Annotated in this window: 19 protein-coding genes; 12 read left to right on the top strand and 7 right to left on the bottom strand. The window is 71.2% G+C overall.

Annotated elements, in window-relative coordinates; all coding sequences use genetic code 11:
* The first annotated feature begins 160 nt into the window (after positions 1-160).
* Complete coding sequence (locus B7P34_RS05345) at positions 161-1,150, top strand: ornithine cyclodeaminase family protein (protein ID WP_106674625.1); 990 nt, start codon at positions 161-163, stop codon at positions 1,148-1,150.
* A gap of 253 nt (positions 1,151-1,403) precedes the next feature.
* Positions 1,404-1,559, top strand: a complete 156-nt coding sequence (locus B7P34_RS37270) for a DUF6131 family protein (protein WP_189382487.1) — start codon at positions 1,404-1,406, stop codon at positions 1,557-1,559.
* 504 nt (positions 1,560-2,063) lie between these two features.
* Here the strand turns inward: B7P34_RS37270 and B7P34_RS05335 are convergent.
* Positions 2,064-2,960 (bottom strand): LysR substrate-binding domain-containing protein, encoded by an 897-nt coding sequence (locus B7P34_RS05335; protein ID WP_106674623.1) that lies wholly within the window; start codon positions 2,958-2,960, stop codon positions 2,064-2,066.
* A gap of 172 nt (positions 2,961-3,132) precedes the next feature.
* On the opposite strand from B7P34_RS05335, the gene B7P34_RS05330 reads away from it, so the two are divergent.
* The 5 genes from B7P34_RS05330 to nadE all read left to right on the top strand — a co-directional run bounded on the left by B7P34_RS05330 (position 3,133) and on the right by nadE (position 8,520).
* A complete protein-coding gene (locus tag B7P34_RS05330; protein WP_106674622.1) occupies positions 3,133-3,870 on the top strand; it encodes an acetoacetate decarboxylase in 738 nt (245 codons plus the stop codon).
* A gap of 33 nt (positions 3,871-3,903) precedes the next feature.
* Entirely contained in the window at positions 3,904-4,890 is a 987-nt protein-coding gene (locus B7P34_RS05325) for a 3-hydroxyacyl-CoA dehydrogenase family protein (protein WP_223267523.1), read from the top strand.
* 20 nt (positions 4,891-4,910) lie between these two features.
* Positions 4,911-6,530, top strand: coding sequence for a CoA transferase (locus B7P34_RS05315; RefSeq protein ID WP_223267522.1), 1,620 nt, complete (start codon positions 4,911-4,913; stop codon positions 6,528-6,530).
* A gap of 178 nt (positions 6,531-6,708) precedes the next feature.
* Complete coding sequence (locus tag B7P34_RS05310) at positions 6,709-7,584, top strand: NmrA family NAD(P)-binding protein (RefSeq protein ID WP_106674620.1); 876 nt, start codon at positions 6,709-6,711, stop codon at positions 7,582-7,584.
* A 102-nt stretch (positions 7,585-7,686) separates the two neighbouring features.
* The gene (nadE, locus tag B7P34_RS05305; protein WP_106674619.1) at positions 7,687-8,520 is read left to right on the top strand and encodes an ammonia-dependent NAD(+) synthetase; all 834 of its coding nucleotides are present in this window, start codon (positions 7,687-7,689) and stop codon (positions 8,518-8,520) included.
* 95 nt (positions 8,521-8,615) lie between these two features.
* Here the strand turns inward: nadE and B7P34_RS05300 are convergent, their stop codons facing one another.
* The gene (locus tag B7P34_RS05300) at positions 8,616-9,068 is read right to left on the bottom strand and encodes a pyridoxamine 5'-phosphate oxidase family protein (protein ID WP_106674618.1); all 453 of its coding nucleotides are present in this window, start codon (positions 9,066-9,068) and stop codon (positions 8,616-8,618) included.
* A 284-nt stretch (positions 9,069-9,352) separates the two neighbouring features.
* Here B7P34_RS05300 and B7P34_RS05295 point away from each other — a divergent pair, with 284 nt between their 5' ends.
* The gene (locus tag B7P34_RS05295) at positions 9,353-11,443 is read left to right on the top strand and encodes a TerD family protein (RefSeq protein ID WP_223267521.1); all 2,091 of its coding nucleotides are present in this window, start codon (positions 9,353-9,355) and stop codon (positions 11,441-11,443) included.
* A gap of 179 nt (positions 11,444-11,622) precedes the next feature.
* Here the strand turns inward: B7P34_RS05295 and B7P34_RS05290 are convergent, their stop codons facing one another.
* A complete protein-coding gene (locus B7P34_RS05290) occupies positions 11,623-12,702 on the bottom strand; it encodes a hypothetical protein (protein ID WP_106674616.1) in 1,080 nt (359 codons plus the stop codon).
* 218 nt (positions 12,703-12,920) lie between these two features.
* Here B7P34_RS05290 and B7P34_RS38255 point away from each other — a divergent pair, with 218 nt between their 5' ends.
* Positions 12,921-13,850 carry a CAP domain-containing protein gene (locus tag B7P34_RS38255; protein WP_223267520.1) on the top strand — a complete coding sequence of 310 codons (930 nt, stop codon included), beginning with the start codon at positions 12,921-12,923 and terminating at the stop codon, positions 13,848-13,850.
* Positions 13,851-14,007: 157 nt separating this feature from the next.
* Here the strand turns inward: B7P34_RS38255 and B7P34_RS05280 are convergent, their stop codons facing one another.
* On the bottom strand, positions 14,008-15,444 hold the full coding sequence (locus B7P34_RS05280; RefSeq protein ID WP_106674615.1) for a serine hydrolase domain-containing protein: 1,437 nt from the start codon (positions 15,442-15,444) through the stop codon (positions 14,008-14,010).
* Positions 15,445-15,554: 110 nt separating this feature from the next.
* On the opposite strand from B7P34_RS05280, the gene B7P34_RS05275 reads away from it, so the two are divergent.
* A complete protein-coding gene (locus B7P34_RS05275; RefSeq protein WP_106674614.1) occupies positions 15,555-16,232 on the top strand; it encodes a TetR/AcrR family transcriptional regulator in 678 nt (225 codons plus the stop codon).
* A gap of 68 nt (positions 16,233-16,300) precedes the next feature.
* Here B7P34_RS05275 and B7P34_RS05270 read toward each other — a convergent pair whose 3' ends face one another.
* Together B7P34_RS05270 and B7P34_RS05265 are read right to left on the bottom strand one after the other, a co-directional pair.
* Positions 16,301-17,722, bottom strand: coding sequence for a hypothetical protein (locus B7P34_RS05270; protein WP_106674613.1), 1,422 nt, complete (start codon positions 17,720-17,722; stop codon positions 16,301-16,303).
* Between the two features lie 55 nt (positions 17,723-17,777).
* Entirely contained in the window at positions 17,778-17,996 is a 219-nt protein-coding gene (locus B7P34_RS05265; RefSeq protein ID WP_146166734.1) for a hypothetical protein, read from the bottom strand.
* 281 nt (positions 17,997-18,277) lie between these two features.
* On the opposite strand from B7P34_RS05265, the gene B7P34_RS05260 reads away from it, so the two are divergent.
* A complete protein-coding gene (locus B7P34_RS05260; RefSeq protein ID WP_106674611.1) occupies positions 18,278-19,573 on the top strand; it encodes an MFS transporter in 1,296 nt (431 codons plus the stop codon).
* 188 nt (positions 19,574-19,761) lie between these two features.
* Positions 19,762-20,361, top strand: coding sequence for a hypothetical protein (locus B7P34_RS05255; RefSeq protein ID WP_223267519.1), 600 nt, complete (start codon positions 19,762-19,764; stop codon positions 20,359-20,361).
* A 63-nt stretch (positions 20,362-20,424) separates the two neighbouring features.
* Here B7P34_RS05255 and B7P34_RS05250 read toward each other — a convergent pair whose 3' ends face one another.
* Positions 20,425-20,925, bottom strand: coding sequence for a MepB family protein (locus B7P34_RS05250; RefSeq protein WP_106674609.1), 501 nt, complete (start codon positions 20,923-20,925; stop codon positions 20,425-20,427).
* Positions 20,926-21,235 lie beyond the last annotated feature (310 nt).

Below are 21,235 nucleotides of genomic sequence, written 5' to 3'. Positions count from 1 at the left end.
TGTTCATCCTCCTCCGTGATCACGGCTCCGGCATTGACCCCCTACGGGCTGGGGCGTCCAACCACCTGACGAACAAAGGCAGTTGGCAGGCGCGTGCGATGAACATGTATGCATGACACATCAGCCCATGAGGGCCGTGTCGGATAAGAGGGAGCAACGGATGCTGGTTCTCGGGCGCTCGCACATCGAGGCCCTGCTCGACATGGACGCACTGATCGACGCCCTGGGCCCGGCGATGGCGGATCTCACCGCGGGCCGCGCGTCGGCGCCCGACCGCGTCGCCGCCACGGTGCCCGAACGGCAGGGCTTCGTGGCGGCCATGCCGGGCTACGTACCGTCGGCAGGCGCGCTCGCGAGCAAGCTGGTCTCCCTGTTCCCGCACAATGCCGGGTCCCCCCTGCCCACCCACCAGGCGGTCATCGTCGTCTTCGACCCGGCCACCGGCGAACCGGTGGCCTTCCTGGACGGCACGGCCATCACCTCGGCGCGAACCGCCGCCTGCTCCGCGCTCTCGGCGCGCCTGCTGGCACGTGCCGACTCGACGACACTGGCGGTCCTGGGAACCGGCGTGCAGGCCCGCTCCCACGCCCGCGCCGTCTGCCGGGTCCGCCCGATCCGGCAGATCCGGATCGCCGGGCGGGACCCGGCGAAGGCGGCCGCGCTGGCCGGCGAGCTGTCGTCCGTACTGGACGCCGACGTCCGATCGGTGCCCACCTACGCCGAGGCGCTCGACGGCGCGGACATCGCCGCCGCGACCACCCACGCCCTCGAACCCGTGATCCGCCGCCCCTGGCTGTCTCCCGGCGTGCACGTGATCTCGGTGGGCTTCAACCCGGACGGCCGCGAGGTCGACGACGCCACGGTCGCCGAGGCGCTGGTCTGCGTCGAAACACGGCAGGCCGCGCTCGCCCCCTTCCCCGCCGGCAGCAACGACCTGCTGATGCCGATGCGCGACGGCGTCATCACGGCCGGGCACGTGCACGCCGAGCTAGGAGAGCTCGTCTCGGGCAGCAAGCCGGGGCGCACGTCGCCGGACCGGATCACCCTGTACAAATCGGTCGGCGTGGCGGTGCAGGACGCCGTGGCCGCGGCCCTGGTCGTCGCCGCCGCCCGGGAGAAGTCGGTCGGCGAGGAGATCGCGCTGGGGTGACGGTGACGGTGGCGATCGCACGCGAATGACCGTACTGAGACGGCCGCGGGGTCCCGGACCGGCTGTGACGCCGGGCGCACGGGATCGCCTTTCCGGCATCCCCGGTCGGCGATATCCTGAAATTCAGGACACCTGTCGACTATACGGTCGGCTCGCGCGACGAAAGGCCGCTTCGGCGGCCTCGCACCGCCTGAGTGGCGCTCGAACGACAATGTCCGGTGAAACAAGAAATGCGGAAACTCAGGAGATCGTCGTGATCATCCTTGGTCTCATCCTCCTCATCGTCGGATTCCTCATCGGCATCCATATTCTGTGGACGATCGGCATCATCCTGGTCGTCATAGGCCTCATCCTCTGGCTCCTGGGAGCCGTCGGCCATGCCGTTGGCGGCCGGCGCCACTACTGGTAGGAAACGCCACAGCACCGCACGCTTCCGGGCAACGCGTCAGAACGGTACGCCGCTGTCGAAGTGGTAGCGGCCTCGGCCGTCGTTCTCCTCGCACCACCGCTCGTATTCCTCACGGTGACTGACGCGCCGTCGCCCGCTACCGCCGCCGCCCCCGAGGCCCTTGATCAGGAGCACCGGCAGGAGCACCTCCAGACGACCGTCCCCCGCCTGGACCGAGTTGATCGCGTTGGTCTGGTGGACCGAGCTGACCGGGTTGACCGGGTTGACCGAGCCGACGTTGACCGAGCCGATCTAGATGATCTAGATGATCTAGATGATCTAGATGATCTAGATGGCATTCCGCCGTTTCCCCCGTTCGATCGTTCAATTGCGGCCCGTAGGCCGGAACATCACTCGGAGAGTGTGACAGCGGACGCCTCTTCCGGATCCGGGAGTCCGGCAATTCCATGCCTCGGAGTTCCGTTCGAACGCCCCGAATCCTGTGGAACGTGCCGAGGCGCGGGTTCAGCGACGGGAGTGCCGGGCGACGAGGTCCAAGAGTCGGTGCACGGCCGCATCCGCATCGGCGCGGCGTACGGCTGCGATGGTCGTCCGCAGGTACGGCGATGACCCTCGAAGCGGTACGAAGGCGATTCCCGGGACGGGAAAGTCGCGCAGGTCCTCCGGCATGAGGCTGACGCACAGCCCGGCGGCCACGTAACCGAGCAGACCGGTCAGATCGTCGGCGTCGGCGCGGCAGCGCGGCGTGAATCCCGCTTCCCGGCAGGCGAGCCGGGCCTGAAGGGCGAGGCCGGGCAAGGCCGTTCCGTTGAGGAGGACGAAGTCGTCGTCGCAGAGGTCCTCCAGAGCGAGGGAGTCTGATCCGGCCAGCCGGTGGTCGTGCGGCAGGGCGGCGACGATGTGCTCGACAGCGAAGTCGTGGGCGACCAGTTCGTCCGCCACGGGCAAGGGGTCGCGGATGAACGCGAGGTCCAGGGTGCCGGAGCGGAGCATCTCGACGAGCGTGGCGGTGGAGTCCTGGTGCAGGTGGATGCGCAGGCCGGGAAGCTCCTCGGCGGCGGCGCGCAGCAGCCGGGGCAGGTGGCGGTGGCTGAGGATGCTCACGTACCCCACCCGCACCACGCCCTCCAGGCCCTGCGCGACGCGCCGCACGCGCTCGACCACCGCGGACCGGGCATCCAGCAGCCGCCGCGCCTCCACGGCGAACGCCGCACCCGCGGGGGTGAGCCGCAGGTCCCCGGGCCTGCGGTCCAGGAGCGTCGCGCCCAGGCCGCGCTCCAGCCGCTGCATCGCCTGGCTCAGCGGCGGCTGGCTCATCGAAAGGCGCTCGGCCGCCCGGCCGAAGTGCTTCTCCTCGGCGAGGACCAGGAACTGTTCGAGCAGGCGCTGAGTGAAATCCATACGATCAAGGATATCGAGTCGGCCTGCAACATATATTGGACAGACATCGGCTCCGTGGAGTGCAGTGGTTCCGAGCGCTGAGCGGACGAGTCCGCTCCCCGCCCTGACAGGCACTCCTGCCAGGCACCCCTGACAGGCACAGGCACCTCCAAGGAAGCCACGGAAGCCACTCATGCACATGCACGACGTCGCCCAGTTGTTCACCACCCCGCTGGACGCACCCGCTTTCGCCCCCACGCGGTACCGCTTCACCGACCGCGAGTACCTGAACATCACCTACCGCACCGACCCCGAAGCCCTGAGGCGGGTCGTCCCCGAGCCGCTGGCCGTTCCCGAGCCGCTGGTGCGGTTCGAGATCATGCGGATGCCCGACGTGACGGGGCTCGGCGCCTACACGGAGGCGGGCCAGGTCGTCCCCGTCGAGTACGAGGGCGAGCACGGCGAATACAACCTGGCGATGTACCTCGACAGCGTGCCGGCGATCTCCAGCGGGCGGGAGCTCAGCGCCTACCCGAAGAAGGCCGGCTCACCCAGGCTCTACGTCGACTCCGACACCCTGGTCGGCACCCTCGACTACGGCTCGCTGCGCGTGGCCACCGCCACCATGGGCTACAAGCACCACCCGATGGACCCGGAAGAGGCACGCGCGGAGATCTGCGTGCCCACGTTCATGGTCAAGGCGGTGCCCGGCTACGACGGCCGACCGCGCATCTGCGAACTGGTCCGCACCCGGATCACCGACATCACCGTCAAGAGCGCCTTCCGCGGCCCGGCCCGCCTGGAGCTCTTCGCCCACGCGCTGGCGCCGCTCGCGGACCTGCCGGTGCTCGAAGTCGTCTCCGCCAGTCACATCCTCACCGATCTCACCCTGAGCCCGGCCGCGGTCGTCCACGACTACCTCGCTCGCTGAAAGGCCGGTGCACCCGCCATGAACGCACCCACCATGAACGCACAAACCACTGCCACATCTGCTGTTGACGCGCCCGCCCCGTACCGGCGCGCAGCCGTCATCGGTGCCGGCGTGATCGGCATCTCCTGGGCCGGACTGTTCCTGGCCCACGGCATGGACGTCGTCGTCAGCGACCCGCGGCCCGGCGTACAGGAGCAGGTCCTGGCCGGGCTGGACGAGATCGCCCCCGCCCTGGCGGAGCTCGGGCTGCCCGCCGAGAACCTCTCCGCGCGCCTCCGGTTCGAGGCCGACCCGGCCACCGCCGTCGCGGACGCCGACGTCGTGCAGGAGAACGGACCCGAGCGCCTGCCCGTGAAGCAGCAGATCTGGCAGGTCGTCGAACAGGCGGCCCCCGCCCACGCGTTGCTGGCCACCTCGACCTCCGGCATCCCCGCGACCGCGATCGCCGAGGCGATGCGGCAGCCCGAGCGCCTGGTCGTCGGCCACCCGTTCAACCCGCCGCACCTCGTACCGCTGGTGGAGATCGTCCCCGGCGAGCGGACCTCGGAGCAGACCCTCCGCCGGGCCCACGCCTTCTACACGGCGCTCGGCAAGAAGCCGCAGATCCTGCGCAAGGAGGTCCCCGGCTTCGTCGCCAACCGCCTGCAGTCCGCGCTCTTCCGCGAATGCGTGCACCTGGTGGCCGAAGGCGTCGTGACGGAGGCCGAGCTCGACGAGATCGTCACCGACTCCATCGGGCTGCGCTGGGCGGCCGCCGGCCCCTTCCGCACCTTCCACCTCGGCGGCGGGCCCGGCGGTCTGCCGCACTTCATCCAGCACCTGGGCCGCGCCATGGAAGCGTCCTGGCCGGGCCTCGGCGCCCCCTCCTTCGACGAGCCCACCGTCGCCCTGCTGACCGAGCAGGCGGAGCAGGCCTTCGGGGACGCGCCCGTCCACGAGCTGGCCGCCCGCCGCGACCGCGCGCAGATCGCCCTGATGCGCGCCCTCGACAAGACCTCCGGCGCTCGCGCCCGGGCGTGAGCGCCCAGAAAGGCAGCCCGATGCACACCAAGCTCACCGAGAGCACCCCGCAGACCGAGCTCGTCACCGAGAACAGCGAAAGCACCGAAAGCACCGAAAGCACCGAAAGCACCGAAAGCACCGAAAGCACCGAGCCCATGAAGTCCGCTGAGCTCACCCGCAAGATCGAGGCCGCGCTCGACAACCCGGTCACCGGCGAGAGCGGCGACGACTTCGACATCCACGCCGCGTTGAACGACGTCCTCGGCGGCGTCGGCATGAGCGAACAGGACGCCGGAGGCACCGTCTCCTTCACCGGCGCCGACCCGGTCGTCCCCTCCGCCCTACGACTGGCCGCCGCCCCCGCCCTCGGCCTCACCGCCAAGTCCGTCGCCCTGGCCAAGCTGTGGCAGCACCGCGGCGGTCCCGGCCAGGACGTCGCCATGGACCTGCGCAAGGCCCCGCACCGGCTGTGCCCCTTCTACGACGGCAAGTGGGAGAAGCTCAACGGCTACCCCGTCGCCGCCCCCGACGACCCCTTCGCCCTCTCCTTCTACCGCGCGGGCGACGGTCGCTGGGTGATGCCGCTCAACGTCTACCCGGCGCTCAAGTCCCGCACCCTGAAACTCCTGGGCGCCCCCGACGACGCCTTGGCCATCTCCAACGCCATCGCCCGCTGGGACGGCGCGGAGCTGGAGCGGGCGGGTGCCGACGCCGGTGTCGTCATGCCGATGCTGCGCAGCACCCGCGAGTTCCTCGGCACCCGGCAGTACCGCGACGTCCTGGCCGGCATGCCCCTGATCGAGGTCGAGAAGATCGGCGACAGCGACCCCGAGCCGCTGCCGCCCGGCGCCGCCCAGCCGCTGGACGGCGTGCGCGCCCTGGGCCTGGGCCACGTCATCGCCGGCGCCGCCATCGGCCGCACCATGGCCCAGCACGGCGCGGACGCGCTCAACATCTGGCGCCCCGGCCAGTTCGAGAACGACATCCTCTACTACACCGCCCAGGTCGGCGTGCGCTCCGCCACCCTCGCGTACGACCGCGACCCGCAGTCCGCGGCCGTCCTGCGGGAACTGCTGCGCGGCACCGACGTCTTCTACGCCAACCACCGCGCCGGCTACCTGGAGCGCATGGGCCTGACCTCGCAGGAAGCGGCGGAGATCCGGCCCGGCATCATCCACGCCACCGTCAGCCTGCACGGCCAGCACGGCCCCTGGGCGAACCGCGTGGGCTTCGACCAGACCGCCGGCTGTGTGGCCGGCATGATGAACCTCGAAGGCACCGACGACAACCCGGCGCTGCCCCCGATCAAGGTCGTCAACGACTACCTCGTGCCGTGGCTGGCCACCACCGGCATCATCGCCGCGCTGATGCGGCGCGCCACGGAGGGCGGCAGCTACCGCGTGCACGTCTCCCTCACGCGGGTCGCCCTGTGGATCCTGAGCCTCGGCATCCTCGGCAAGGACCACGCCCGCGAACTCGCCGGCACCGGCGAACTCCACGCCTACCTCGACCCGGAGACCTTCACCGCCGACACTCCGTGCGGCCGCTATCAGGGCGTCACCGACCAGGTCGTCATGTCCGAGACGCCGGGCGCCTTCCGTACGATCCTGATGCCGCGCGGCGCGGGCCGCCCGGAATGGCTCGCGCGCGGCTGCTGAGGCTGCTGAGGCTGCTGAACAAGGGGAGCGCCGGGGCATGGATTACCGTAAGTGACTGCCGATAATCGCAGGGTGCCCGCTGTGGTACCGGATTCGGGTCCGCTCCGGACGGGCACGCGGACCCTGAAGCGCTCGGAAGCGCTCAGATCGCCGGAGAAGTCCACGGAACGGAGTCTCGATGAGCATCGTGGTCACCACACCGACCGGCCACGTGGGATCGCGCGTGGTGCGGCTGCTGCTCCAGGCCGGCGTCCGTCCCCGCGTCCTGGTCCGCGACCCGGCCCGCCTGGGCGAGGCGACCCGCAAGCGGGTCGATGTGCACCAGGGTGACCTGACGGACGCCGGATTCGTCCGGGACGCCGTGTCGGAGGCGCGGTCCGTCTTCTGGGTCGATCCCACGCCGCACTCGGCGGCGGATCCGGTCGGGACCTCACTGCGGACCGCGGCGCCGTTGGTGGAGGCCGCCGGGAAAGGCGACGTAGGGCGAGTGGTGCTGCTGAGCAGCATCGGGGCGGAGAAGCGGCACGGGGTCGGCCACATCGACGCTCTGGCGGGGATCGAGGAGCAGCTGGACGCCACCGGGGTGGATGTGCTGCACCTCCGGTGCGCGTACTTCTTCACCAACCTGCTGCTCGACCTCGAAGGACTCTCCAAGGGCGTCCTGACCACCGCGTTCGATCCCGGCTTCCGGATGCCATGGGTGGATCCGCGCGACATCGGCGATGTCGTCGCGGCCCGGCTGCTGAGCGAGGCGTGGCGGGGCCGGGTGGTGCAGGCCGTCCACGGGCCGGAGGACCTCACCTTCGACCAGGTCGCACGGATCCTCAGCGAGGCGCTCGGGCACCCGGTCCGGCTGAACCCCGTCAGCGAGGACGCCGTGCGGGACGCGCTGCGAGCGGCCGGGATGCCTCCGTCGGCCGTGGAGGGCATCGTCGGGATGACCGCCGGATCACGCGGCCTGGTGCCCGAGCAGCCGCGCGACCTGCTCACCACCACCCCCACCTCGCTCAGCGGGTGGGCTCACGCCCGGCTGCGTCCGCTGCTCGGAAGGTGACAGGCGCCGGAGGCGGGCGATGGACGCCTCCGGTGCCGTGCCTCCGGCACGCTCTGGCTAGGGTGGGCGGCAGCACATCGTGAACCGGAACAAGGAGCAGACGTGAGCGAGCCGGCGTCCATCGCCCTGCAGCAGGAGATAGCCCGGGAACTCGAGGTCGCCGAGACCTTCGAGGCCGAGCGGGAGATCGAGCGCCGGGTGGCCTTCCTCACCGAGCGGCTGACCTCCACCGGTCTGCGGTCCCTCGTGCTCGGCATCAGCGGCGGCGTCGACTCCACCACCGCGGGCCGGCTGTGCCAGCTCGCGGTCGAGCGGGCCCGGGCCGCCGGGCACGAGGCGCGGTTCTACGCGATGCGACTGCCCTACGGGGTCCAGGCCGACGAGCACGACGCCCAGCTCGCGCTCTCGTTCATCCGCGCCGATCACGTGCTGACGGTGGACATCAAGCCCGCGAGCGACGCCGCCCTCGACGCGGCGCTGGCCGCCGGCGTGGCCTTCCGCGACGACCACCACCAGGACTTCGTGCACGGCAACATCAAGGCACGGCAGCGCATGATCGCCCAGTACGCGGTGGCCGGCGCGCACGACGGCCTGGTCGTCGGCACGGACCACGCCGCCGAGGCGGTCTCCGGCTTCTTCACCAAGTTCGGCGACGGCGCCGCCGACCTGGTCCCGCTGACCGGCCTGACCAAGCGCCGGGTGCGCGCCGTCGCGGACGCGCTGGGCGCACCCGCCGAGCTGGTGTGGAAGACCCCGACGGCCGACCTGGAGACCCTCGACCCGGGCAAGGCCGACGAGGACGCTCTCGGGGTCACCTACGACGACATCGACGACTTCCTGGAGGGCAAGCCGGTGGACGACCGGGCCTTCGAAACGATCGTCCGCCGCTACCGCCTCACCGACCACAAGCGCCGGCTCCCCCTCGCTCCCCGGTAACGACTCGCCGGATCCGCCGCCGGGTTCCGTGCCGGGTCACGGAACCGGGCGGCGGCCGCCGCAGAGGGAATCGCCCGGTGCGCAGTTGATGGTGATCAAGTGCGGCGGAAAGTCTTCACGGGCAGGCCCGGCCGCCAGAGCCGGACGACGAGCTCGCCGTCCTCGACGGCCGTGAGCACGACCTCACGGATGTCGAGGCGGAAGGCGTGAAAGTCGCCGGGCGGCTCCCCGCCGGTCGCGCAGGTCTTCTTCTCTTCGGGGTCCGTCACCTCGAACGCGACCCCGGACACCTTGGCGTCGCCTCCCTCACCCGGATGAGCATGGATCGCACACCGGCCGTCCCGCTGCAGGTCGAGGGCCTTGACGGCGTTGAGCATCGACCCGAACGACAGGTCCGGCCCGAGGAAAGCGATCTCGGATCCGCTCACGCGTGGCGAGCCGTCCTTACGCAACGTCGCCAGGACGTGCGTCTCGGCTCTCTCGAACCGGGCCCTCACCAAGGACGCGAGGTCACTCGCCTCGTTCTCGAACTGTTCCCAGGTCGCCATCACGCCAGTGTCGCCCCGCTGCCGAAGCTCGCCAAGGCATTTCGGTACGGGGGAGTTGCCACCCCTCACGTGACCGGCGCCCAAGAGCAGTGATCGCTCCGGCCGCCGCTCAGAGGCCCCGCCCTCACGTCGCGCTCGAAAACCCGTAGGCGTCTGCCCGGGCGGGCTGGGATCATTCCCGGATGGTCCACCGCCTCGAACCCCTGGTCATCCGGCATGCCCGCCGCCTCCCCATGCCCTCCGGCCCTGCCGGACCGGCCGGTCCGGCAGGGCATAGCGGTGTTGTGGCGCGGCAGTTCGACGCCACGCTGTTGTCCGTGGGCTTCAAGCTCTCCGCCGATCTGCTGGAGCAGTTGTCGGGGCTGTCCGGGGAGACGGTCCGCCAGGTCGCCGCGCGGACGCTGGACACCGTCCGCGAGATGGTCGGCGACCACGTGCAGCACAACGTGTACTTCGTCGACTTCCCGGCCAACGTGCCGGACACGTTCGACTTCTGGATGCGGTGCGTCGCCGAGGCGCTGTCCGACGACGCGTCACACGACCGTACGCTCGCCCAGCTCAGCACCGGCGTGATCGACCTGCTCACCCTCCCTTCGTACGGCAGCTACCAGCACACGTACGCCGAGATGCTGGCCGCTCACGACGAGCTGATCGCGGCCGCAGGGGACCGCATGACGGTCCTTCACCTGGGTGGCGCCTTGGAGGACGAGGTCACCGCCCTGTATCTGGCCCTGGCCGGCAGCACCACGCCGCTGGGCGAGGAGGGCCTGCGCGACCTTCGGCTGCTCGCCGGGCACTGCGTCGACGGCCCCCGGCCCGAGGCGATCCCGGTCCGGGAGAACCGCGCCGTCGTCAACCTCGCCCGCCTCGACGCCGGCGCAAGCCTCCTGGTGGACACCGTCACCGATGTGCTCCGCCTGGCCTGCGCCCTGTCGGACGGCGACGTGACCCTCACCGAACCGACCCGGTTCCGCTCGCTGTCCCGGCCGGTGCGCCGCGCCCTGCTCGCCGCCCTCGACGCGGTCGTCGCGCAGGCCCCCGCTAAGCTCGCCGACGTCGCGACGCACCGCGAGATGTTCAAGCGGCTCGGCGAGCGCCTCCACCCGCACGAGTACCCTCGCTGGCCGCACGCCGCCGACGTGTTCGCCGTGGCCCGGGGCGAGAAGCAGGCCCGGGCCTTCGACAGCCACGTCGAGGAACTGCTCGGCGCGGACGACGTCACCGGTGCGGCGCGCCTGCTGACGGCCGCCCCGGGCATGCTGTTCCGCTCCCTGGACCGCCTGCTCCGCACGTGCCGCACCCAGGAGGAGCGGGACGCCGTCGTGGCCGCCGCCGAGCAGGTCGCCCCGCAGGTCTCCGGCCGGGTCCTGCTGTCCGTCCGCGAGCACTTCCACAACCGCCTGGAGCAGGAGGCCGGCGAGCAGCGCGTGTTCGTCAACCGCCTCGGCCGGGCCTGGGTCACCGCTGACACCCGCCCGCCCGTGCTGCCGCCCGAGCGCGAGCGCCTGACCGCCGCCCTGGACGCCGAGACGCGCCGCCGCCTCCCCCGGCCCGGGCACCTGCTGATCGATCCCGGCGTCCTCGACGTCGCACTCCCGCTCAGCGGCAAGGCGACGGCCGCCGGTATGGGCGTGCTGCCCCGCGGTTCCCTCTCCCCCGTCGACGGTGAACTGCTGCGGTTCTTCGTCTACTGGAAGCAGACCGCCTGCAGCACCGACTACGACCTGTCGGCGCTGATGCTGGACGACTCGTACGCCACCATCAGCTGGCTGTCCTACACCAACCTCTCCGAACTCGAAGGCGAGCACTCCGGCGACATCACCAACGCGCCCGACGGCGCATCGGAGTTCATCAACCTGCGCCTGGGGGCGGTCCGCGGCACGTACGTCGTCCCGCAGGTCTACATCTTCTCGGGAGAGGGCTTCGAGGAGGTCGAGGAATCCTTCTTCGGCTTCATGCTGCGCGAGACCGAGCAGCAGGGCCGCCCCTTCGAGGCACGCACCGTGCGCATGAAGTCGGAGCTGCGCGGCCCGGGTCGTGTCGCTCTGCCGCTGGCGTTCCTGCGCGGGAGCGACGGCCGCTGGCGGGCCAAGTGGCTGCACCTGTACCTCAAGGGCGCCCCGAGCGCCAACCGGGTCGAGGGAAACCGCGTGACGGTCGCCGCGCTGCTGCGCGGCGTCGTCGAGCGTGACTACCTCACGGTCCGGTACCTCGCTGATCTGATGGCCGGCCACGCCACGGCCACCACCTTGTGGGACGGCAAGACCGTACCGGACGAGCCCGTCACGTACATCGGGCTGGAACGCCCGGACGGGCTCCATCCGGGCTCCCGGGTCTTCACCCCGGAAAATCTGCGCGACCTGATCCCCGGCTGACTGCTAACCTGAGCCTCGGCGAGGCCATGAACGGGCTTCCTTCTCAAAATCTCCCAGAATTAGTCCGTTCGCTTTCCTCACCTTCGATGTCGAGCCGGGGTGCCGTCAGGTACCCCGGCTTCGTCGTCTCCCGGTCTCCCGGCCGTGCGGCGTCTTGCCTACGGGTTACGCATCACGGATTACGGGTTCTCCTCCAGGGTCAGGCCGTAGTAGTCGACGTGATAGTCCCCCACCTGCTGAGCGTGGTCGCTCAGACTGAGGTCCTTCGGGGAGGAGACTCCCAGGTCACGCAGGGTGTCGACCATCATCCGCGCCAGCCGGCTGCCGTCCACCTCGCCGATGCCGAAGTCCCCGGAGTGGTAAGGCGCTTCGAGCCAGTGGTCCAGGGCGGCCGGGCGGGTGGTGTGCGGGATCCAGCCGAAGGAGCTCGGATCGGCTATGCCCTCGCCGGTCCGCACCGGTTCGTAGACGATCTCCAGTCGTTCACCGCACGCGAGGTGGAACAGGATCGGCCCGTAGGTGCCGGGCACCAGGGCGTGGAAACCCAGGTCCAGCTCGATGCCGAGGGCGTGGGTCTCCGCCGGGAGAGTGTCGAGGAAGTCGCCGAGCGCGCGGGCGAAGACGTCCCAGTCGTCGGTGCGCCAGCGGCCGGGATACCCCATGCCCGCGTTGGCGGAGACGCGGCGGGAGCCGAAGAACCCGCCGAGTGCGTAGTGCTCGCCGTGCCCCTGCCGCCAGAACCAGTTCTCCACCGGGTCGGTCGGCTGCAGCAGCAGCTCGGGACCGTGCTCGCCGGCGTGCAGCTCCAGCGTGTTCTCCCGCTCGCGCCAGCGGAGGAACGGGCTGCCCCACAGCGGGGCGGAGTCGTAGAACGGCCCGGGGTCGCCGTACGCACCCATGAGGGGTGCGGGGCCGAACTCCTCCGTCAGCGCCTCGGCGATCGCGCGGAAGGCCGCGGCCTTCCCCACGGCACCGCCCTCCGGCAGCGCGACGGGCACATACAGCCCCACGTATTCCAGGCCACCGTGCACGTAGTCCTTCTCGAAGCGGCCCACCGGGCGCAGCCGGGGCGCCCATCGCGAGGACGCATCCGCCTCCCGGCCCGTGACCAGCCGCGGTCCGGCAGGGCCGTCATCCCACTGCCAGTCGAGGCCCTCCACCACGGCCCGCAGCTCCGGCCCGCTCCAGCCGCCGGTCTCCGCCTTCCTCAGCCGCCGCGCCAGCTCCACCACGCGCGCCTCGTCCCAGGCCCCCGTCATCGCGAACTCCTCGTTCCGTTCGTTCCCTGCTCGTGCGAAAGACCCTGCCATACGGCACTGACAACGGCTCACCCGCGGGCCGGCGGGCGGCCGTCGAGCCGCCCTCTCAGCCGGCCGGAGAAAAACGCGTTCACAAGTTTTTGTTATCGGGCCCCGGTCCCGGCATCTCCTATGCGTTGGACCAGTACGCAATGACCCCCGCACCGGAAGTGATCCACGTGAATCGTGAACCCCAGACTCCGTCCTTCGACCCGGCTTCCGACGGCGACCGGCGCCCGCGCCGGCACCGCGGCCGGCGGCCCCGGCGGGCGATGGTCATAGGCGGGACGGTGGGACTGATAGCCGTCGTGGGCGGCGGGTACGGCGTGGCCCAGTCGCTGTCGGGCGGCGGGGAGACCCGCGCGAGCGCTCCGACGGCTTCCGAGCCGGCCGCGGACCCGTCCACCGAACCGCTGAAGGACCGTTCCTCCGTGGGGGAGGCCGCCCCGTCGGCTCCCGGCACGCACAGCGCGTCCCCCAGTGCGAGCGCCTCGAAGGCCTCGGAGAAGGGCCAGGGCAAGGGCCGGAGTCAGGAGAAGCAGGACCAGGCCGAGGCCGGGACCGAAGCCGGAGCCGAGCCGGATGACCGGGCATCCGCCAAGACCGGCGAAGCACCGTCGACGGGCCGCGGCAACGGAAGCGGAAGCGGAAGCGGCAACAACGGCTCCGGCAGCAACCGCAAGCCCGTGTCCGGCGGTGGCGGCACCCAGGCCGGCGGCGCGAACAGCAAGTACGTGCAGCAGATCGTCGACATGGTCAACGCGGAGCGGGCGAAGGCCGGCTGCTCGCCGCTCACCGTCAACGCGAAGCTGCAGGCCGCGGCACAGGGCCACTCCGACGACATGGCCGCCCGGGACTACTACGACCACACCAGCCCGGAGGGCAAGAGCCCCGGCGACCGGATGACCGCCGCCGGTTACCACTGGAGCACGTACGGCGAGAACATCTTCAAGAGCCCCCAGGACGCCCGCACGGCAATGGACGGCTGGATGAAGAGCTCCGGCCACCGCGCCAACATCCTCAACTGCTCCTTCAAGGAGATCGGCGTGGGCATCAACTTCAAGTCGAACGGCCCCTGGTGGACGCAGAACTTCGGCGCGTCCTCCTGACCGCAGCGGGACGGAGCTGAGCGGAGCTGACCAGCCCGTCACCGCGTAGGCCGGCGGCAAGCCCCCTGCCGCCGGCCGGTCCGAGGCGATGGAGAGCACCGTCGCTGCTCGCCCTGACCGAAATGCAAACCACCTGCCGGTGCCGTCGCACCATCGGTCAGGAAGCACCCGGGGCGCGGCCGAAGAGCCTGCCCGCCAGGTCGACGCCGACGACCGTGCCCTTGTCGTCGCGGGTGAAGAAGCCGCGCTGCCCCTTCAGGCCGCCCTCGGTGATGACGTACTCGTCGCCGTCGCCGGGCAGGAAGCCCATGGTGGCGGCCGGGTAGTCCGCGGGCATCTCGGCGTCCGACGCCTCGCGTATCTCCGGCTTGATGCCCACGGCGAGCGTGAGCCGGGCCCCGCCGGCGGATCCGCCGGCGGACCGGGCGACGGACCCGTCGACGGGCTCGGCGGCAGGCTCGGCGACGGCGATGTCGAGGTTCATGGCGTCGATCTCGTAGCGTCCGGCCACCTCCCGCGCCCGCGCCTCGTCGTACGGGAGCGGCTCGGGGTCATGCTCGGTCAGGCCCAGGTAGTGTGCGAGCGCCCAGCGGGTGACGGACTGGTTGAAGAGGTAGCCGTCCGGGCCGGCGTTGGCCAGGGAGACGACGGCGAAGTTCCGTTCGGGGACGATGAGCAGCTCGGCGAACTGGCCTTGTCCCGATCCGCCGTGTCCGATCGTCCGGACGCCGTCGACGTCGCGCAGGAACCAGCAGATGCCGAAGCCGTCGCCGAGGGTGCTGCCGCGCAGTGCGACCGTCTGCTCCCGCATGCGGTGCAGCGCCTCGGTGGGCAGAACGCCGTCTCCGGTGCCGAGGTGGAAGCGGGCCCAGCGCAGCAGGTCGCTCACCGAGGAGGCGATGCCGCCACCGGGGTTGTTGCCGCGGGCGGCGAACGGGTTCGCCCGCCACGGCCGGGCGGGGCGGAGTTCGCCGTTCGCGTCGGGGGTGTGGCCGACGGCGAAGCGCCGGATCATGACTTCGTCGAGGTCGAAGAGGGTGTTCGACAGGCCCGCGGGCTCCAGGACCAGGGTGGCCACGGCCTTCTCGAAGGCCAGGCCCGTGACCTTTTCGATGACGCGCCCGGCCAGGTTGTAGGCGGCCTGGCTGTACGAGGCCCGGGCGCCGGGCGCCGCGATCGTGCCCAGCTCGGACATCTTCGCCACGAACGCGGCGAGGCTGCCGTCCTCCTCGCCGCCGTCGATCAGGTTCCAGTCCAGCCCCGAGGTGTGGTTGAGCAGGTTCATCACGGTGATCTGCGCCGCGGCCGCTTCGTCGGCGAGTTCGAGCTCGGGCACGTACCGGCGCACCGGCGCGTCGAGGTCCACCTTCCCTTCCGCCGCCAGGCGCATCAGGGCGGTCGCCGTGAAGGTCTTGGTCACCGACGCCACGTGGAACAGCGTGTCCTCGTCGACCGGCTGCGGGTTCCCGGCGTTCGTGACGCCGTGGGAGGCGTAAACCTCCTGGCCGTCGATCAGCACCCCGACGGCCACGCCGGGAACGCCGAACTCCTCCGCCTTCGTCCCCACGAAATCCGACAGCGTTTCCTGCTTCATCGTTTCCCCCTCCGGGCCTGCCCGCTTGAACTAAGTGCAAGTGAAGCGTAGAGCCACTCTTGAACTAAGTGCAAGCCCTGCATGAACTTAGTTCAAGTAGGCTGAGGGCCATGCCCCGGGACACGCTGACCGCAGACCAGATCGTCCGCTCCGCCATCGAGCTGCTGGACCAGGAAGGCCTCGACGGCCTCAACATGCGGAGCCTGGGCAAGCGGCTCGGGTCGGCCCCCACGGCGATCTACTGGCACATCAAGACCAAGGACGAACTGGTCCGGCTCGCCGGCGACTCGATCTGGACCGAGGTCGAACTCCCCGACCTCGCCACCACCGACTGGCGCACGGCCGCCACCGCCATGGCCACCGGCACGCACGCGATGCTCACCCGGCACCCGTGGCTCGGGCAGGCCTTCGGCAGCCACCTCCTCTACGGACCCGGCAAGGCCCGCCACGACGAGCACCTCCTCGCCCTCTACGAACAGGCGGGGTTCGCTCCCGACGATGCGGACCGGGCGGCCGCGGCCGTCTTCACCTTCGTCCTCGGCAACGCCCTCGGGCCCGCCGCGGAGGTCTCGCTGACCCGGCGCCTGAGCAAGAACGGCGGAGACCCGGAGCAGCAGCTGGCCGACACCATGGCGCACGCCGCCGAAGTGGCCGCGGAGTTCCCGCGGCTGCGCGAACGGCTCGGCAGCGCCGCCGCCACGGACTACCTGGCGGCGCCCGTGGACAGCTTCGCCTTCGGCCTCCGGGCCATCCTCGACGGCTTCGAGGCCCGTCTGGCGGCCGGTTAGCTACACGGCCGGCACAGGCTCGGTCTCAGAGCACTCGCAGAGCTACGAAGCAGGGCTACGAAGCAGGACTACGAAGGGACCGCCGCGTCCGTCGGGTCGGTGAGGAAGGCCATCGCTTCCTCGCGGGTGCCCAGGTGGACGGGGAGGGCGGAGACCAGGGCGTACGCCGCGCGGAGCTGTTGCGGGGACACCGGGCGGGCGAGCCAGTTGACGATCGCGGCCAGTGCCCTTCCCCGCGTGTGCGCTACAGGCCGCGAGCGGTCCGGGCGCTGCGCCAGCACCCCCGTCACTGGCATGCGCTGCGCGATCCCGGCCGGCGACGGGTGGACGAGGACAGGCCGCGCACTGTCCGGGCCGGGGCCCGGGCCCCGGCCCGAGGCGGCCTCCAGGAGTACGTACGGGTCGGGGCACGGCCGCCAACCGGACCTCGCCAGCAGGGAAGAACGCACGACGAAGTACGAGAGCCAGTTCCGCGGGACGAGCACGACCCGCCCGTCGGCGTGGCCGGGTGCGTCGGTGTGGACGAGCGCCCCGCACAGCAGCCGGAACTGGTGGGATTCCGGCGGGCCGAACCCGGCGACGATCCGTCGCAGCAGGGACAAGGTCTCTTCCGCGCTGCGAGAGCGGGCCACCAGTTCGCCGCCGCGGAAGATCAGCCACACGTTGCGCGGGCGCTCCACCCGCAAGGTGACGGGCACGTAGCCGGTGTCACCGCCCGAGGCGGACTCTTCGGCCACCAGGTCGGCCACCACGCTTACAGGCTCCGGTCCTCGTGCGGCGACCCCCACCGCCCTCCCCCGGGCGTGCACCGTCACCAGGGTGTCAACAGGGCCGGCGCCCACCGTGGCCGAGCAGGACGTCGGCACCTCACAGACCGTACGTCCGGGGTCTCCCCCGCCGAGCTCGATCAGAGCGGCGGTCACGGCGCCGAACCCGTGCAGGCTCCTGGGGCTGTCGCCGGGAGCCAGCAGGACGGCCGAAGGTGTGCCCGACCCCGCCGTGTCCGCCGCAACCTCGGCCAGTTCCTCCATACCGCCCGAAGAAAGGCGGGCACCCCACACCACAGGCTTGCCCTCACCCACGAGGAGGACCGAGGCGTCCAGGCGCCCGAGGGCTTCGCGGTTGGCTTCGAGATCGGCCCGCAGGTGCAGGCAGTAGCCGCAGCCGGGAGACGACACGATGACCAGCACGGGACGGTCGACGGCCAGGTGGGCACGACGCCCCGCCGCCCCGGCCGGGGAATCCTCCCGGGAGAGAGGGGAGTTCGGCGGCTCGGCGTCCTGCACGAGGCCGGCCGAGCGCCACGCCTTCAGACACCGCGCGTACGCCGCTTCGTGCTCGGCGGGCACCGCCGCGCCGCGCGCCGCCCAGTTCATCGCCGCCGGGGGAACGTAGGCGGCGACGGGTGCGGTGCAGTGCAGCAGCACTCCGTCGCCGCCGGTATCGAGCAGGACGGTGCCGGGCGTCAGCCGCAGGACGGATCCGGGCATCAGCCGCAGCCCCCTTCCGGCACTCGCCCGCACTGCCGGGAAGCGTGCTCTCCGCTCACCCGTGGCAGTGCGCCTTCACCTCGCCGGGGGCCTTGAAGCAGAACCCCGAGCAGCAGACATCGATGCCGGGCAGGCACTCGGCCCCCTCCGGCAGACAGATCGCCACCGGCGCCGGACAAGCGGCCGGGGCGATCCAGAGGTCGGTGAACACGTCGTCGGCGCCGATAGCGGTGGCCGCGCCGGGCCGCCGTGTACAGGCGGTGAGTGTCTCCATGGGCCCATTGAGCCTGCCGCGCCCCGCGCCGTCACCGGCGTGCAGGGCGCAGACCCACCGCGTACGGGGGCACACGGCCATGGCGCCACGTCACCCCTTCAGACTTCAGAGCCTGCCGGACGGAACCTGCCGGACCGTTGGGGAAAGCAGTCCTGCAGCGCGCCCTCACGGTGGATGCCGAGCGTGGCGCCTCTACGGCCCCCGCCCCCCTGCCAGTGGCCCATGAACGTCGCGTCGAAGTGGCCCACTTCCTTGATCCAATGAGCGTGTACTGTCAAGACATGCCCCGACTTCTTCCGCCCGCCGGACCACAACGCGGCCTCGCGCTCGCACAGTTGAGCAACTCGGTCGGTGACGGCATCTACTACGTCACCTCGGTCCTCTATTTCACGCACGTCGTCGGTCTGGCGCCGGCCAGGATCGGTCTCGGCCTCACCGTGGCCTGGGCGGTCGGTTCGGTCGTAGGGGTACCGCTCGGGCGCACAGCGGACCGGCACGGACCGCGCGGCACGGCCGTGCTGCTCGCCCTCGCGACCGGTTCCGCGGTCGCCTCCTTCCTGATCGTGAGGGACTTCCTGCCGTTCCTCGTCGCCGCCTGCCTCTACGCCACGGCCCAATCGGGCCTGGCCGCCGCCCGGCAGGCACTGCTGGCAGGCCTGGTCTCCGAGCGGGAGCGCACCGGTGTCCTCGCCCATCTGCAGTCGACGCTCAACGCGGGTCTCGCCGTGGGCGCCGCACTCGGCGGGCTCGCGGTCTCCTACGGGACCGCGTCGGCGTACCGGACGGTCTTCGCGATCGATGCCGTGAGCTTTCTGCTCTGCGCGGTCCTGCTCTCGCGGCTGCCGGCCGTCGCACCTGCGGGCGCCGCACCTGCCGGCGCCGCGGCCGTCACGAGCGCGCCCGCGGGCACCTCATCCGCAGCCACCGCACCGGGCGTGAGATTCCAGGTGCTACGGGACCGGCCGTACGTCGCCGTCACACTCCTGAACGCCGTACTGCTCCTTCGGATGCCGCTGCTCAGCCTCGGCCTGCCGCTGTGGATCACTGAACGCACCAGCGCCCCCGAGTGGCTGGTCTCCGCGCTGTTCGTGCTCAACACCGTTGCCGTGATGCTCTTCCAGGTCCGTACCGCCCGCTCGGTCCGCGGGCCGGCCACTGCGGCCCGGGCCATTCGCCGGTCCGGGGTGCTGGCGCTCGCGACGTGTGTGGTCTTCGCGTTCTCGGCAGGGCAGTCGCCCGCCGTCGCGGTCGGCGTGCTGGTCGCGGGTTCGGTGCTGCTGGTGGCTGCCGAGATGCTGCAGTCGGCCGGCTCCTGGCAGCTCGGCTTCGACCTGGCGCCGCCGGAGCGCATCGGGGAGTACCAGGGCTTCTTCGGCACGGGTACGACGATCGCCCGCACCCTCGGACCGCTCGTGCTCACAGGGCTGCTGACGGGAGTGGGGGCGCTGGGCTGGGTATTGCTCGGCGGGCTGTTCCTGGCGGCCTCGTCGGCGCTGTCGCCGGTGACGCGGTGGGCGACCGAAACGCGCCGCGACGATGCCCCCGCATCCGTCGTGGCCGCCCGGTCAGCCGCCTGAGTGCGCGATCCGGACCCGAGGAACCACGCGTCAGGCGCCTGCCTCTATCACGCCGACCTCACCGCGGCTGCGGTTCATGTGCAGTGACACCCTTCTCACACTCACGGTCGGACGGGCTGACTTTCGTACCGGTCTCCGGTGTCCTTTCCCCTCGACAGGCACGAAGTGACCAAGACGAAGGGATGGGCGTGGACAGACCTTTGACGTACTTCAGAGCGAAGTCGGCGGCAACTCGTGGCCGGATCGCCGCCGCCGTGGGGGCGATAGCGCTGATCGCGGCCGCGCTCACCGGCACGGCGGCTGCCGGTACGGCCGCCGCGGCTCCGAGCGGTGGCTGGCGGCTGCCGGGCAAGTGGGCCTGTTCCGGGGCTCCCGTTCCGGACGGCTGGGTCATCACCGGCTACGACCGCACCGGGTGCAAGGGAGCGGGCTCCTGGTACCAGCAGCCCGTGAAGGACGGCATCTGGACCTGTTCCGGCTCGCCGGTCGTCTCCGGCTACGTCATCACCAGGTACGACCGCGGCGGCTGCACCGGCATCGGGGCCTGGTACCACGAGTCGGCCCGTGACGGCCGCTGGACCTGCGCCGGGTCCCCCATCCCGCCCGGCTACGTCACGACCAACTACATGCGCACCGGTTGCAACGGCATCGGCGCCTGGTACCACGAGCTCGTCCGCAACGGCATGTGGACCTGTTCCGGTTCGCCCATCCCGCCGGGATACCGCAGCACCACGTACATGGGTACGGGCTGCGGCGGCGTCGGCGCCTGGTACACCGTACGCGCCTGACCTCGTTGCGCGCTGCGCGTCGCCCGGTGTCGACGAGCCTCAGGGGTGGTACGTCGACGAGCCTCAGGGGTGGTACAGCGCCCGGGCACGGACCGGGTCGACCGGGCCGTCGGCCGGGACGGGCAGGAAGTACCGCACCTGCCACTCCTGGGTGCCGGCGGCCTGCCGGCTGGTCGTCGTCACCCACGGGGGGTAGACCCGGAAGCCCCGTTTCCCGCCGGCGCCGCCGCGTGAGAGGACGCCCCGCTCGCCCAGCACTTCGCGCGGAAAGACGAAGTGCCCGTAGTGGCTCCCCTCGCGGCTGCTGATGACGAAGAGGTCGACGGCGTCCTCGACGCCGAACGGCTGGATCGGGCCGCCGCCGTCAGGCCTCTTCCACACCGTGACGAACTGGCCGGCCTTCGTCGGAGTGGTCTTCCCCACCCGGAACCTGACGGCCAGACCGTCCAGGGTGAACGCGTGCGCCCCGTACTCGGCGCTCTCCGCCTCGGGCACCGGCTGCGAGCAGGCGAAGCCGCTCGGTTCGTACACCGCAGCCCGGGCCGCGCGAAGCTCGTCGTGCATGCCGCCATCATCCCACTGCGTCACCACGGCTCAGCAGGCACCCGGAGCGACGGGCGGGCACACGCGCCACACCCGCCGCGCACCCGCCGGTGGCGATATCCGCATCACCCACAAGAGGGGATCCACCGGATCCACCATCTGATGATCCGGCCGGCCGCTTGCATGGACGCGACACCTCGCCAGGAGCCGCGCCCACCAGGAGAGCCGCTTGGACCGCCGCACCTTTCACAGCCGACTGATGTCCTGGGGCAGCCTCGCAGCAGCCGGGACGCTGCTCGGGACGCCCGGTGCGGCGGCCGCGGGACCGCGG

The organism is Streptosporangium nondiastaticum (assembly GCF_003011965.1).
GTDB classification, from domain to species: domain Bacteria; phylum Actinomycetota; class Actinomycetes; order Streptomycetales; family Streptomycetaceae; genus Streptomyces; species Streptomyces nondiastaticus.
This window is presented reverse-complemented; position numbering and strand designations above follow the sequence as displayed.